Genomic DNA, 13,834 nt, shown 5'->3' on the forward strand with positions numbered 1-13,834 from the left:
CCTGAGGCGGGTGGGTCAGCTCACGCCGGCGTCGGTGCAGAGCTTCGCGAAGGCACCGGTGCAGAGCTCTTCCTTGGTGACGTAGCCGTCGGCCACCACGTCCTTGACGTTGTCCTTGTAGATGGCCTTGGGCTCCAGCAGCACGGACGGGACGTCCCGGCCGCCCTCCGGGTCCTTGACCGTCTGGCCGGTCTCCTTCGTCTCGCCCTTGGCGAGCGCGATGGCCAGCTCGGCGGCGGCGTCCGCCTCCTTCTTGACCGCCTTGTAGACCGTCATGCACTGGTCACCGGCGAGGATGTTCTGCAGGCCCTCCTTGGTGGCGTCCTGACCGGTCACCGGAACCTTGCCGTTGAGCTTGTTCTTCTTCAGCACCGAGATGGCCGCGTTGCCGAGACCGTCGTTGGCGGCGAGCACGCCGTCGATCTTGCCGCCGGCCTTGGTCAGCTGCTGCTCGAAGATCGTGGCGGCCTGCGCGTTGTCCCAGGCCGGCACCGCGTCGTCGGCGACCTTGGTGTACTCCTTCGAGTCGAACTTCGGCTTGAGCACCGAGTCGTACCCGTTCTTGAACAGCGTGGCGTTGTTGTCGGTCGGCGAGCCGTTGAGGTACGCGATCGACGGGTTCTTGACGGCCTTGTCGGTCAGGCACTTGCTCAGGCCCTCGCCCTGGAGCTTGCCGACGGCCTCGTTGTCGAAGCTGACGTAGTACTGGGCGGAGCCGCCCAGGGTCAGCCGGTCGTAGTCGATGGTCGCGACGCCCTGCGACTTGGCCTTGTCGAGCACGGCCTTGCCGGTGCCGGAGTCCAGGTTGACGATCATCAGGACGTTGACGCCGTTGGTGATCATCTGGTCGGCGATGGTCTGGAACGCGGTCTTGTCGTTCTGCGCGTTCTGGATGTCGGACTCGACGCCGGCCGCGTCGAACGCCGCCTTGAGGTACTTGCGGTCCGCGCCCTCCCAGCGGGCGGAGGACTTGCTGTCCGGCAGGATCACGCCGATCTTCGGCTTCTTGGCGTTGGAGCCGCCGGCCTCGTCGGACGAACCGCCGTTGTCACCGCAGGCGGCCATGCTGCCGGTCGCGAGAAGACCGACGGCCGCGAAGGTGAGGAAGCCCTTGCGCATGTGCAGGGTCCTTTCGGAGGTGGGGGAGTGGTGATGTTTTGTTGTGCCCGGCAACGTATTCCCCGCTTCCCGTGCACCGCAAGACTGCCGAGGTCAGAAGTTTGTTGGCGGCGGTAACAATTCAGCAACGCGGTTGTCACCCGCGGGACACCACCCGGAGAGCGCGCTCCGGGAACGCTCCCACACGTACCGTCACGAGCCCGCTCAGGCGGCGGCGATCGATGCCGTCGTCGCCCCGGTGAGCGCCACCAGATCCGTCGGCGCGAGCTGCACCTGCAACCCCCGGCGGCCCGCCGAGACGTACACCGTCGGGTGCGCCAGCGCGGAGGAGTCGACGACAGTCGGTAGCCGCCTGCGCTGCCCGAGCGGGCTGATGCCGCCGCGCACGTATCCGGTCGCCCGCTCGGCCGTCGTCCGGTCGGCCATCGTCGCCCGCTTGCCGCCGGCCGCGGCAGCGAGCGCCTTCAGGTCCAGCTCCCCGGTCACCGGCACCACCGCCACCGTCAGCCCGCCGTCGACCTCGGTGACGAGCGACTTGAACACCCGCTCCGGCGCCACCCCGAGCGCGGTCGCGACGAGCGCGCCGTAGTTCGGCGCGTCCGGCGACACGTCGTAGGTGTGGGTGCTGTGGGCGATCTTCCGCTTGCTCAGCAACGCGATCGCCGGAGTGCCAGGGCCCGCCACGGGCTCAAGCTAACCCGCGCGCCGCGACACCGCGAGCCGGAGACGTGAGCCGGGTCAGCCGCCGGCCGGAACCGGCCGGCAGACGAGCACCGTGGGGTCGCCGGCCACCCGGGTCAGCGCCAGACCGGCCGCCTCGTCGCCGGACAGCCGCAGGTCGCGGCGCAACTTCTCCGGCTCCAGCGCCGACCCGCGCTTGCGGATCTCGACCCGGCCGACGCGCCGCTCCCGCAGCAGCGCCCGCAGCCGCTTCAGCGAGAACGGCAGCACATCGGTGATCTCCATGCAGCGGGCGAACGGGGTGGGCCGGGCCTCGTCGGCGTACAGGTAGGCGATCGACGGGTCGGCGAGCGTGGCGTCGAGGTCGGCGGCCAGCTCGGCGACCAGGTGCGCGCGTACCACCGCCGGGTCCGGGTCGTAGAGGAACCGCCGCACCGGTCCCACCGGCGCCTCCTGTGCGCCCGTGCCGGTGAGGAGCGACACCGCGTCGTCGCGCTCCCGCAGCACCGTGGCGCGGCGCGGGACCTCGGCCAGCTCGCCGCACCAGAGCGCGGCCTCGACCAGGTCGCCGTCCACGCTCACCCACTCCGCCTCGGCACCGGCCGGGATCAGCGCGTGGTCCAGCCCGGGCGCCACCTTCACCACCGTGCGCGGCTCCCGCGCGGCCAGGCCGGTGACGAAGTCCCACGGCGGCGAGTAGGCGTTCGGGTCGAAGACGCGCCGCCCGGTGCCGGCCCGCCGACGCGCCGGATCGCAGAACACCGCGTCCACCCCTGTCACGTCGAACGCCGTGGCGTCACCGCACTCGACCGTCACCAGGTCGGCGAGCCCGGCCGCCTCGGCGTTCGCGGCGGCCATCGTGGCGGTCACCGGGTCGGCCTCCACCGCGTACACCCGGATGCCGGCGCGGGCCGCGGCGAGCGCGTCGGCCCCCAGGCCGCACCCCAGGTCGGCCAGCGTGGTCACGCCCGCGGTGCGCAGCCGTGCCGCCCGCCGGTCGGCGACCGCGCGGCGGGTGGCCTGCTCCAGCCCCGCCCGGGTGAGGAACATCCCGGTCGCCGCCGTGCCGAACTTGCCGGCCGCCCGGCGGCGCAGCTCCGCCTGGGTGAGTGCCGCCGCCGCGAGCCCGCCGGGAATGCCGGCCGAGCGCAGCGCGGCCGCCGCCGCCAGCGGGTCGCCGCCGGCCACCCGCACGGCCGCGGCGAGCGCGGCCGACCCCTCGGGGGTACGCAGCGCGGCGAGCTGGTCGAGATCCACGCGCTCATTCTCCCGGCCCGGTTCCGGCGCGACACGGAGGGCGACGCGTTGGCACTCTCCTTGACGGAGTGCTAGCCGAGGAATAACCTGCGATTAGCACTCTCACCCTGAGGGTGCCAACACCCGAGCCTCGTGCCCGGGGGTTGAGCGCCAGGCGGACCGGCACCCGCGACGACGGCCCCGCCCGGTGGCATGTGGCAGATTGACGCTGGTCGGCGTGCCGGCCGGCAACGACACCAAGTACCCGGGAGGGTATGCCCGTGACTACCGCGACCAAGGTTGCGATCAAGCCGCTCGAGGACCGCATCGTGGTCCAGGCGAACGAGGCCGAGACCACCACCGCCTCGGGCATCGTGATCCCCGACACCGCCAAGGAGAAGCCGCAGGAGGGCACCGTCCTCGCTGTCGGCCCGGGCCGGATCGACGACAAGGGCAACCGCGTGCCGATCGACGTGAAGGTCGGCGACACCGTCCTCTACTCGAAGTACGGCGGCACCGAGGTCAAGTACGCCGGCGAGGAGTACCTGGTGCTCTCCGCCCGCGACGTCCTCGCGGTCATCGAGAAGTAAGCAACCGATCAGTGTCGTTGCCCCGGTCCGGCTCGCCGGGCCGGGGCAACGTCGCTTCGAAGGGATACTGATGGCGAAGATCCTCAGCTTCTCGGACGACGCCCGGCACCTGCTGGAGCACGGTGTCAACGCCCTCGCGGACGCGGTGAAGGTCACCCTCGGCCCGCGCGGGCGCAACGTCGTCCTGGACAAGAAGTTCGGTGCGCCCACGATCACCAACGACGGCGTGACCATCGCCAAGGAGATCGAGCTCACCAACCCGTACGAGAACCTCGGCGCGCAGCTGGTCAAGGAGGTGGCGACCAAGACCAACGACGTCGCCGGCGACGGGACCACCACCGCCACCGTGCTGGCCCAGGCGATGGTCCGCGAGGGCCTGCGCAACGTGGCCGCCGGTGCCAACCCGACCGGCCTGAAGCGGGGCATCGACGCGGCGGCCGCCAAGGTCTCCGAGGCGCTGCTCGGCAAGGCCGTCGAGGTCTCCGGCAAGGAGTCGATCGCGCACGTCGCGACCGTCTCCGCGCAGGACGCCGCCATCGGCGAGCTGATCGCCGAGGCCATGGAGAAGGTCGGCCGCGACGGCGTCATCACGGTCGAGGAGGGCTCCGCGCTCACCACCGAGCTGGAGGTGACCGAGGGTCTCCAGTTCGACAAGGGCTTCATCTCGCCGAACTTCGTCACCGACCTGGAGGCGCAGGAGGCGGTCCTGGAGGACCCGTACATCCTGATCACCACCCAGAAGATCTCGGCGATCGAGGAGCTGCTGCCGCTGCTGGAGAAGGTTCTCCAGAACAACAAGCCGCTGCTCATCGTCGCCGAGGACGTCGAGGGTCAGGCCCTGTCCACGCTCGTGGTCAACGCGCTGCGCAAGACCGTCAAGGTCTGCGCGGTCAAGGCCCCCGGCTTCGGCGACCGCCGCAAGGCGATGCTCCAGGACATGGCGATCCTGACCGGCGCCGAGCTGGTCGCCCCGGAGCTGGGCTACAAGCTCGACCAGGTTGGCCTGGAGGTGCTCGGCACCGCCCGCCGCGTCGTGGTCGACAAGGAGAACACCACTGTCGTCGACGGTGGCGGGCAGTCCTCCGAGGTCGCCGACCGGGTCGCGCAGATCCGCAAGGAGATCGAGGCCTCCGACTCCGAGTGGGACCGGGAGAAGCTGGCCGAGCGGCTGGCGAAGCTCTCCGGCGGCATCGCCGTGATCAAGGTCGGCGCGGCCACCGAGGTCGAGATGAAGGAGCGCAAGCACCGCATCGAGGACGCCATCGCCGCGACCAAGGCCGCGGTCGAGGAGGGTACGGTCCCGGGTGGCGGCGCCGCCCTGGCCCAGATCCTGCCGGCGCTCGACGACGACCTGGGCTTCACCGGTGACGAGAAGGTCGGCGTCTCGATCGTGCGCAAGTCGCTCGTCGAGCCGCTGCGCTGGATCGCGCAGAACGCCGGCCACGACGGCTACGTCGTGGTGCAGAAGGTCGTCGAGCAGAAGTGGGGCAACGGCCTCGACGCCGCCGTCGGCGAGTACGTCGACCTGGCCAAGGCCGGCATCATCGACCCGGTGAAGGTGACTCGCAACGCGGTCACCAACGCCGCCTCGATCGCCGGCCTGCTGCTCACCACCGAGAGCCTGGTCGTCGAGAAGCCGGCCGAGCCGGAGCCGGCCGCCGCCGGTGGGCACGGCCACTCGCACGGTCACGGCCACCAGCACGGCCCGGGCTTCTGACCCGAGGAGTACGCCCGACGTCAGGGCACACCGCCGACCCGGTGGTGTGCCCTGACGCGCAACTGCTTACGGAACGCTGACGACATTGGCAGCCGGCCCGGCGGGTCGACCAGACTGGACGCCGTGCGCACCCTCTCCCGCCGCCGCGCGGCGACGGCCGGTCTCGTCGCGACCGTGGTGGCCCTCGGCACCGCCGAACCCGTGGCGGTCCTGACCGGTCCCCGGTCCGCTCCGCTCGTCGCCGTCGGCGGACTCGTCGTCGACCTGGTCCCCGAGCCGCTCAAGCAGTTCGCCATCGACGTCTTCGGCACGTACGACAAGATCGCCCTGCTGGTCGGGACCGCGCTGCTGCTGGCCGCGTTCGGGGCGCTGCTCGGCCTGGCGGCGGCCCGGCGGCTGGTGATCGGCCTGGCCGGCGTCGCCGCGTTCACGGTGCTCGGCGTCGCCGCCGCGCTGACCCGGTCCGGCGCGAACGCGTTCGACGCGCTGCCCTCCCTGGTCGGCGGCGGACTCGGCGCGCTGACGCTCTGGACCTTCGTCGCCGGACCGCTGAACACCGACCCGGGACGCCGGGGGCGGGCCGGGCGCGACCGGTTCGACGCCGCGCGACGCGACCGGGCCGGGACCGGACCGGCGGAACGCGACGGGGCCGACGCGGCAGACGGCGACCGGGCACCTCGCGCCGCGCCGCCGTCCGCCCCGCCCCCGGCGGTCGCCGCGCTCGCCCGGGAGGGGGAGACCCCCGGCGGCTGGGAGCCGGTCCGGCACGACGACGACGCGGAGTCGCGGCGGCGGTTCCTGCGTGGCGCCGGGCTGCTCACCGGCGCTGCGGCGGTGGCCGGGCTGGGCGGGCACTGGCTGGCCGGCCGGCGCGGCGTGTCAGCGGCCCGGGAGGCGGTGACGCTGCCCGCTCCGGCCGCGCCCGCCCCGCAGGTGCCGGCCGGAGCGGACCTGTCGCTGCCCCGGCTCGCGCCGTACGTCACGCCGAACCGGGAGTTCTACCGGATCGACACCGCGCTGGTGGTGCCGCAGGTGGACCCGGCGACCTGGCGGCTGCGCATCCACGGGCGGGTGCGCAACCCGATCGAGCTGAGCTTCGACGACCTGCTGGCCCGCCCGATGGTCGAGCGGTACGTGACGCTCGCCTGCGTGTCCAACGAGGTGGGCGGCGACCTGATCGGCAACGCCCGGTGGCTCGGCGTACCGATCAGGGAACTGCTCGACGAGGCCGGCCCCGAGGATGGCGCGGACCAGGTGGTCGGCCGCGCGGTCGACGGCTGGACCTGCGGTACGCCCACCTCGGTGCTGCGCGACGGACGGGACGCGCTGCTCGCGGTCGGCATGAACGGCGAGCCGCTGCCGATCGAACACGGCTTCCCGGTGCGGATGGTGGTGCCCGGCCTCTACGGGTACGTGTCGGCCTGCAAGTGGCTCACCGAGCTGGAGCTGACCACCTTCGCCGACTTCGACGCGTACTGGGTGCCGCGCGGCTGGTCCGCGCAGGGCCCGATCAAGACGCAGTCCCGGATCGACACGCCCCGGCCCCGCAGCCGTCCGGCCGCCGGTCCGGTGACGGTGGCCGGTGTGGCGTGGGCGCAGCATCGTGGCATCCGCCGCGTCGAGGTACGCGTCGACGGCGGCCCCTGGCAGGAGGCGACGCTCGCCCCGGCGGTGTCGGCCGACACGTGGGTGCAGTGGTCCTGGCGGTGGGACGCGACGCCGGGCGAGCACACGCTCCAGGTCCGGGCGACCGACACGACGGGCGAGACCCAGACGGAACAGCGCGCCCCGGTCGCCCCCGACGGCGCGACGGGATGGCACACGGTAATGGTCACAGTCACCTGACCCGCACCGTCGCGAGGACCCCTCTCCGTGGGAGATGGCCTGCCCGTGCCACTGCCGGATGCCTGCCGATCGGGTGCGCGCCGCTTGGCTCCGGCCTGAGTCCAGACTCCCGAGCGCTCACGAAAGAGATCTTGGTATAAAACGGCCCCTATAAGGGCCCTTTCATACCAAGATCTATGTGGTTTCCTAGCCTCCGAAACGCCGATCCTGGTATTCGAAACGGTAGGCGAGTCGCCCAGCGGCGGCCTTCGCCGCGCCGGGGTGCGGGGGCCAGCGGATGCCCCGGGCCACGACACGACGCCGCGCCCCGGAGTCCGGGGCGCGGCGTCGAGGATCGTGAACCGGGTCAGGCGACCTTGCGCTGGTCCGGCACGGCGGTGTTGTGCGGCCGGCCGAGGCGCGCCTCCAGCCGGGCGATGTCCACCCGGGTCTGCCGGCGGTCGGCCAGGTCCTCCCAGCCGAGCGCGAGCAGGCGCAGCCGCTCGGACTCGCTGAACCCGCCCCAGACGCCGTACGGCTCGCGCACGGAGAGCGCGTGCGCGGCGCACTCGGCGCGCACCGGGCAGGCGCGGCAGACCGACTTGGCGCCCATCTCGCGGCGCAGCCGGGAGGAGCCGCGCTCGCCGTCCGGGTGGAAGAACTGCGCGCTGTCGCGGCCACGGCAGGCTCCGAGCCGCTGCCAGTCCCAGAGCTCGTCGATCGGTCCAGGCAGCCTACGTACGTTCGACATCAGCACCCCTCCTCCCGCGCGGCACCGCGGAGAATGTTCGTTGCCAGCTACCGGGCGGCGGTCCGCGCGGGATGCCGGTTCCGGATGAACCCCTCGGTACCCGAGCGGTCCGCGCCTCACACATCTGTGATCGAAAACCTCGGACACTCAGCGGCATATGCCCCATCTGTCGGAAAAGTTCGGATGATTGCCCGGAACCCCCTCCCGACCCCACCTCCGCGTGGTCTGCTCTGAGTCGGAGAGGAGACCACTGTGCGTAGTGTTCTTGTGTGCGTTCGGACACCATTGGCGGCCCAGCATCTGACCTCCGCGGCGGCGCGGCTCGGGCTGTCCGGCGTCGTCCGGACGGCCGTCTCCGATCCGGAGGTGATGTTGCGGCTCGCCGAGCGTCCGGTGGACGTGGTGCTCGCCGACACCGCCCTGACCCGCCCGGACAGCGCCGGCTTCGTGCGGCGGGTGCTCGCTCGCGCCCCGCAGGCGGCGGTGCTGCTGCTCGGCGCCGAGGAGTCGGAGTCGGCGGCGGCCACCATCAGCGCCGGGGCGCGCGGACTGATCCAGAACGCCGACCACGACCTGACCAGCGCGGTCGCCAAGGCGCTGCTGCTGCTGTCCGCCCCCGGCCGGAGCAACAGGCACCGGGTGGCGGACACCGCCCGGGACGCGGCGGCGGTGGGCGGGCCGACCCGGCCGGCGGCGCCGGGGCGTACCCCGGGTGGGCCCGGCTGGCCGGCGACGGCGCCGGTGGACGCCGCGGGCCTGCCCACGGTGGTGCCCGTGCAACGGGGCGAGGACCCGGACGACCCGGCGGCGGCCGACGGCGCGGAGGCGCCCCGGCCGGGCGCGGCCCAGCGGCCGGCACGGACGCCGCGCAGCGCGATCGGGCTGACCGAGCGGGAGCTTCAGGTGCTGCTCGGCATGGCCGAGGGCAAGAGCAACGCGGAGATCGGGCGGGAGCTGTTCGTCTCCGAGGACACGGTCAAGACGCACGCCCGGCGGCTGTTCCGCAAGCTCGGCGCGCGCGACCGGGCGCACGCCGTGGCGGCCGGATTCCGGGCCGGCCTGGTCGCCTGACCCGGGCGGCTGTCACTCCGGCGCGGAGTCGTCGGTGCCCTCGGTGAGCGTGTCGTGCACGCCGTCGGCGTAGCCGCGGGCGTAGTCCCAGCTCACGTAGTGGTCCGGGTCCGGGTCGTAGGCCGGCTCGTGCACCCGGGGACGCCCCGAGTTGAGCAGGTGGCGCAGGTTGCCGCGCAGCAGGTCCCAGTCGAAGTAGTGCGGCTCGCGGCAGTCCTCGCACTCGATCACCAGGCCGCGCACGCCGATCGGCTGGAGCAACGCCTGGTAGATCTCCAGGTCGGCGAGATCCTCCAGGACGTCCTGGCGCTCGACCTCGGTCAGCGGGTCGAGCGCGTCGTCGTCGCCGGGGTCGTGCAGGCCGGCAGCCGGATCGGCCGGGTCGCCGTTGAACGGGTCGATGGGCTCGTCGTGCACCCCCTCACCGTAGACCCCGAGCCGCCGGAAAGCCCGCCCCAGCCCGTGCTGTGGCCCGGCCTACCCTCGGGCCCGCCGCTGCCCGGGCGCGGACGGGTAGGTGGGTACGATGAGGCGACGCGCCGTCATCAGGCGCCTGCCGGTGCCCCCGCGCGCCGCCTCGCTGCAGCCCGTTCGACCAGCTCAGGGGAGCAATCGTGGAGAATTCGCCCAGCACCGAGATCCCGGCCGGCACCGACGGCGGGGAGCTGGGTGGCCATCTGCCCGAGCTGCCGGCCGGTTCGGCCCGGGTGGTACCGCTCGGGCTGACCTTCGACGACGTGCTGCTCCAGCCGGGCGAGTCGGACGTCGTCCCCAGCCGCGTCAACACCCGCACCCGCCTCACCCGCAACATCGAGCTGACCGTGCCGCTGCTGTCCAGCGCGATGGACACGGTCACCGAGGGGCGGATGGCGATCGCCATGGCCCGCCAGGGCGGCATCGGCGTGCTGCACCGCAACCTCTCCGTCGAGGACCAGGCGCTCCAGGTCGACCTGGTGAAGCGCTCCGAGTCCGGCATGATCACCAACCCGGTGACCGCCAGCCCGGACGACACGCTGCGCGAGGTCGACGCGCTCTGCGGGCGCTACCGCATCTCCGGCGTGCCGGTGGTGGACGGGCAGGGCCAGCTGGTCGGCATCGTCACCAACCGCGACATGCGGTTCGTCTCCGACCCGGCCACGCCGGTACGCGAGATCATGACCCGTACCCCGCTGATCACCGCCCCGGTCGGCGTGAGCAAGGACGACGCGCTCGGCCTGCTGCGCCAGCACAAGATCGAGAAGCTGCCGATCGTGGACGCGGGCGGCAAGCTGCGCGGCCTGATCACGGTGAAGGACTTCACCAAGAGCGAGCAGTACCCGAACGCCACCAAGGACGACGCGGGCCGGCTCCGGGTCGCCGCCGCGGTCGGCGTGGGCGAGGACGGCTACAAGCGGGCCCGCGCGCTCGTCGACGCCGGCGTGGACGTCGTCATCGTGGACACCGCGCACGGCCACCAGCGCGCCGTGCTGGAGATGGTGGCCCGGCTCAAGCGGGACGTCAGCATCGACATCGTGGGCGGCAACATCGCCACGTACGCGGGCGCGAAGGCGCTCGTCGAGGCCGGCGCGGACGGCGTGAAGGTGGGCGTCGGCCCGGGCGCCATCTGCACCACCCGGATCGTCGCCGGGGTCGGCGTACCGCAGATCACCGCGATCATGGAGGCGGCCCGCGCCGCCCGCCTGGCCGGCGTGCCGGTGATCGGTGACGGCGGCATCCAGTACTCGGGTGACATCGCCAAGGCCCTGGTGGCCGGTGCCGACACGGTGATGCTCGGCAGCCTGCTGGCCGGCTGCGAGGAGAGCCCCGGCGAGCTGATCTTCATCAACGGCAAGCAGTACAAGGCGTACCGGGGGATGGGCTCGCTCGGCGCGATGCAGTCGCGCGGCCAGGGCAAGTCCTACTCCAAGGACCGCTACTTCCAGCAGGACGTGCTCGCCGAGGACAAGCTGGTCCCGGAGGGCGTCGAGGGCCAGGTGCCCTACCGGGGGCCGCTGTCCGCCGTCGCCCACCAGCTCATCGGCGGGCTGCGCGCCGCGATGGGGTACGTGGGCGCGGAGAGCATCCCGGAGCTGCACCGGCGTGGCCAGCTCATCCGGATCACCGCGGCCGGGCTCAAGGAGAGCCACCCGCACGACATCCAGATGACCGTCGAGGCGCCCAACTACCACTCCCGCTGAACCACCACCCCCAACCACCTGGAGTCCCCCATGCGTGACGTGGTCGAGATCGGGCTGGGCAAGACCGCGCAGCGCGGTTACCACCTGGACGACATCGCCATCGTGCCGAGCCGCCGCACCCGGGACGTCGACGACGTCTCCACCGCGTGGCAGCTCGACGCGTACCAGTTCGGCATCCCGTGCGTCGCGCACCCCTCGGACGCGACCATGAGCCCCGCCTCGGCGGTCCGGCTCGGCCAGCTCGGCGGCCTCGGCGTGCTCAACGTCGAGGGCCTCTGGACCCGGTACGAGAACCCCGCCAAGATCCTGGAGGAGCTGGCCGGTCTCGGCGAGGACGCGCGGGCGACCAAGCGCCTCCAGGAGGTCTACGCCGAGCCGATCCGGCCCGACCTGATCGCCGAGCGGGTACGCGAGCTGCGTGAGGGCGGCGGCACGGTGGCGGTGCGGGTCTCCCCGCAGCACACCCTGGCGCTGGCCCCGGTGATCCTCGACGCCGGCGTGGACATCCTGGTCATCCAGGGCACGCTCGTCTCGGCCGAGCACGTCTCCACCACCGACGAGCCGCTGAACCTCAAGGAGTTCATCGCCGACCTGGACCTGCCGGTCGTCGTGGGCGGCTGCACCGACTACAAGACCGCGCTGCACCTGATGCGTACCGGCGCGGCCGGCGTGATCGTGGGCATCGGCGGCGACGACTGGTCCACCACCGAGTCGGTGCTCGGCATCCGGGTGCCGATGGCCACCGCCATCGCCGACGCCGCCGCGGCCCGCCGCGACTACCTGGACGAGACCGGCGGCCGGTACGTGCACCTGATCGCCGACGGCGACATGCAGACCTCCGGCGACATCGCCAAGGCGCTCGGCTGCGGAGCGGACGCGGTGATGCTCGGCGAGCCGCTGTCGCTGTGCGAGGAGGCACCGGCCGGCGGCGCCTGGTGGCACTCGGCGGCCAGCCACCCGTCGCTGCCCCGGGGCGCGTTCGAGGTGGCCGGCGAGCCGCTCGGCTCGATGGAGAAGCTGCTGTTCGGCCCGGCCGACGAGCCGGACGGTCAGCTCAACCTCTTCGGCGGCCTGCGCCGCGCGATGGCCAAGTGCGGCTACCGCGACCTGAAGGAGTTCCAGAAGGTCGGGCTGGTACTCGACCGCTGAGCACCGCACGACGGCGCGGGCGGCGGTCCGGACGTGTTCCGGCCCCGCCCGCGCCGTCGCGCGTCTAGGCTCGCCGGGTGAGACGGGGGCGGGTCTGGGCGGCAGGGCTGGTGGCGGCGGCGCTCGCGCTGAGCGGATGCACCGGCGGCGACGAGAGCGGGTTCCGGCCCGGCGCGGCGGACGCCGGTGACCCGTACGTGCCGGGGGCCGGCAACGGCGGCTACGACGTGGGCCACTACGCGCTGGACGTGCGCTACGACCCGGCCGGCGACCGGCTCACCGGCACCGCCACGCTGACCGTCACCGCCACCCGGGCGCTGTCCCGGTTCCAGCTCGACCTGGCCGGGCTGGACGTCGAGCGGGTGCGGGTCGACGGCGAGGCGGCGAAGCACCGCCACGACGGCGCCGAGCTGATCGTCACCCCGGCGGGCGGGCTGCCGTCCGGGCGGCGGTTCACCGTCGAGGTCACGTACGGCGGGGTGCCGCAGCCGCTGCCGAACGCCGAACTGGGCGACGGCGGCTTCCACGCCACACCGGACGGTGCGATCGCGCTCGGTCAGCCGGAGTCGGCGAGCACCTGGTACCCGGTCAACGACCACCCGTCGGACAAGGCGACGTACGACCTCGCGGTCACCGTGCCGGACGGGCTCGCCGCGCTGTCCAACGGCGTGCCGGAGGGCCGGACGTCCCGCGGTGGCTGGACCACCTGGCGCTGGTCCGAGCGCGCGCCGATGGCCAGCTACCTGAGCACGCTGGTGATCGGCGACTACCGGGTCAGCAGCGGCACCCACGCCGGCAAGCCCATCGTCACCGCCGTCGCCGCGGCGCTGCCCGCGGACGGGCCGGCCGCCGCGTCGGTGGCCCGCACCGGCGAGGTCGCCGACTTCCTGGCCGGGCACTTCGGGCCGTACCCGTTCGAGGCGTACGGCGGCGTGGTGGTCGCCGACGAGCGCATCCGGTACGCGCTGGAGACGCAGAGCCGTCCGGTCTACGGGCCGGCGTTCTTCCGCGGCGACCGGCCGAACACCGAGGTGGTCGCGCACGAGCTGGCCCACCAGTGGTTCGGCGACAGCGTCTCGGTGGCCCGGTGGAGCGACATCTGGCTCAACGAGGGCTTCGCCACGTACGCCGAATGGCTCTGGGCGGAGCACGACGGCGGGCGCACAGTGGCGCAGACCGTCGCGGAACGGTACGCGGACACCGACTGGTCGAAGCCCACAGTCGACCCGGGCCGGGCCGGGATGTTCGGTGACGCGGTCTACCAGCGGGGCGCGCTCGCGGTGCACGCGCTGCGCCGCGCGGTGGGCGACGAGACGTTCCACCGCGTGCTGCGCGGCTGGCTGGCGCAGCACCGCGACGGCAACGTCACCACTGCCGATTTCGTCGGGTACGCCGAACGCACGTCGGGGCGGCCGCTGCGGGCGCTGCTGGACGCCTGGCTGGTCGGCGGTACGCCGCCGGGACTGCCGTGACGCACGCGTGACCGCCGCTGGGTAGGCTGCCGCGTCGGGGCGGCCCG

At 73.0% G+C, this 13,834-nt stretch carries 12 protein-coding genes; 7 read left to right on the forward strand and 5 right to left on the reverse strand.

Annotation, left to right across the window (positions count from 1 at the left end; genetic code table 11):
- Positions 1-15: 15 nt before the first annotated feature.
- From V6U82_RS11520 to V6U82_RS11530, 3 genes are all read right to left on the reverse strand, one after another.
- Positions 16-1,119 carry a sugar ABC transporter substrate-binding protein gene (locus V6U82_RS11520; protein WP_128138031.1) on the reverse strand — a complete coding sequence of 368 codons (1,104 nt, stop codon included), beginning with the start codon at positions 1,117-1,119 and terminating at the stop codon, positions 16-18.
- 204 nt (positions 1,120-1,323) lie between these two features.
- The gene (ybaK, locus tag V6U82_RS11525) at positions 1,324-1,803 is read right to left on the reverse strand and encodes a Cys-tRNA(Pro) deacylase (protein ID WP_128138030.1); all 480 of its coding nucleotides are present in this window, start codon (positions 1,801-1,803) and stop codon (positions 1,324-1,326) included.
- A gap of 54 nt (positions 1,804-1,857) precedes the next feature.
- A complete protein-coding gene (locus tag V6U82_RS11530) occupies positions 1,858-3,057 on the reverse strand; it encodes a THUMP-like domain-containing protein (RefSeq protein ID WP_334460884.1) in 1,200 nt (399 codons plus the stop codon).
- 254 nt (positions 3,058-3,311) lie between these two features.
- Here V6U82_RS11530 and groES point away from each other — a divergent pair, with 254 nt between their 5' ends.
- From groES to V6U82_RS11545, 3 genes are all read left to right on the forward strand, one after another.
- Positions 3,312-3,626, forward strand: a complete 315-nt coding sequence (gene groES, locus V6U82_RS11535; protein WP_018222648.1) for a co-chaperone GroES — start codon at positions 3,312-3,314, stop codon at positions 3,624-3,626.
- 70 nt (positions 3,627-3,696) lie between these two features.
- Positions 3,697-5,343, forward strand: coding sequence for a chaperonin GroEL (gene groL, locus V6U82_RS11540; RefSeq protein ID WP_334460885.1), 1,647 nt, complete (start codon positions 3,697-3,699; stop codon positions 5,341-5,343).
- 123 nt (positions 5,344-5,466) lie between these two features.
- Positions 5,467-7,188, forward strand: coding sequence for a sulfite oxidase (locus tag V6U82_RS11545; protein WP_334460886.1), 1,722 nt, complete (start codon positions 5,467-5,469; stop codon positions 7,186-7,188).
- A 346-nt stretch (positions 7,189-7,534) separates the two neighbouring features.
- On the opposite strand, the gene V6U82_RS11550 is transcribed toward V6U82_RS11545, so the two are convergent.
- A complete protein-coding gene (locus V6U82_RS11550; protein WP_030501539.1) occupies positions 7,535-7,918 on the reverse strand; it encodes a WhiB family transcriptional regulator in 384 nt (127 codons plus the stop codon).
- Between the two features lie 252 nt (positions 7,919-8,170).
- Between V6U82_RS11550 and V6U82_RS11555 the strand changes: the two genes are divergently transcribed.
- Entirely contained in the window at positions 8,171-8,989 is an 819-nt protein-coding gene (locus V6U82_RS11555; RefSeq protein WP_334460887.1) for a response regulator transcription factor, read from the forward strand.
- A 12-nt stretch (positions 8,990-9,001) separates the two neighbouring features.
- On the opposite strand, the gene V6U82_RS11560 is transcribed toward V6U82_RS11555, so the two are convergent.
- A complete protein-coding gene (locus V6U82_RS11560; protein ID WP_091426236.1) occupies positions 9,002-9,406 on the reverse strand; it encodes a DUF5319 domain-containing protein in 405 nt (134 codons plus the stop codon).
- A gap of 197 nt (positions 9,407-9,603) precedes the next feature.
- Between V6U82_RS11560 and guaB the strand changes: the two genes are divergently transcribed.
- The 3 genes from guaB to V6U82_RS11575 all read left to right on the forward strand — a co-directional run bounded on the left by guaB (position 9,604) and on the right by V6U82_RS11575 (position 13,787).
- Complete coding sequence (gene guaB, locus V6U82_RS11565; RefSeq protein WP_128138444.1) at positions 9,604-11,166, forward strand: IMP dehydrogenase; 1,563 nt, start codon at positions 9,604-9,606, stop codon at positions 11,164-11,166.
- Between the two features lie 30 nt (positions 11,167-11,196).
- Positions 11,197-12,315, forward strand: a complete 1,119-nt coding sequence (locus V6U82_RS11570; RefSeq protein WP_013288539.1) for a GuaB3 family IMP dehydrogenase-related protein — start codon at positions 11,197-11,199, stop codon at positions 12,313-12,315.
- A gap of 77 nt (positions 12,316-12,392) precedes the next feature.
- Positions 12,393-13,787 carry a M1 family metallopeptidase gene (locus tag V6U82_RS11575; protein WP_334460888.1) on the forward strand — a complete coding sequence of 465 codons (1,395 nt, stop codon included), beginning with the start codon at positions 12,393-12,395 and terminating at the stop codon, positions 13,785-13,787.
- The last annotated feature ends 47 nt before the right edge of the window (positions 13,788-13,834 follow it).

Source organism: Micromonospora sp. CPCC 205554 (assembly GCF_036902745.1).
GTDB lineage: Bacteria > Actinomycetota > Actinomycetes > Mycobacteriales > Micromonosporaceae > Micromonospora > Micromonospora tulbaghiae.

Bases quoted from the DNA above. Each gene is read 5' to 3' on its own strand.
- groES (WP_018222648.1), top strand. From the start codon at position 3,312: ATGCCCGTGACTACCGCGACCAAGGTTGCGATCAAGCCGCTCGAGGAC.
- groL (WP_334460885.1), top strand. From the start codon at position 3,697: ATGGCGAAGATCCTCAGCTTCTCGGACGACGCCCGGCACCTGCTGGAG.
- V6U82_RS11520 (WP_128138031.1), bottom strand. From the start codon at position 1,119: ATGCGCAAGGGCTTCCTCACCTTCGCGGCCGTCGGTCTTCTCGCGACC.
- V6U82_RS11550 (WP_030501539.1), bottom strand. From the start codon at position 7,918: ATGTCGAACGTACGTAGGCTGCCTGGACCGATCGACGAGCTCTGGGAC.
- V6U82_RS11570 (WP_013288539.1), top strand. From the start codon at position 11,197: ATGCGTGACGTGGTCGAGATCGGGCTGGGCAAGACCGCGCAGCGCGGT.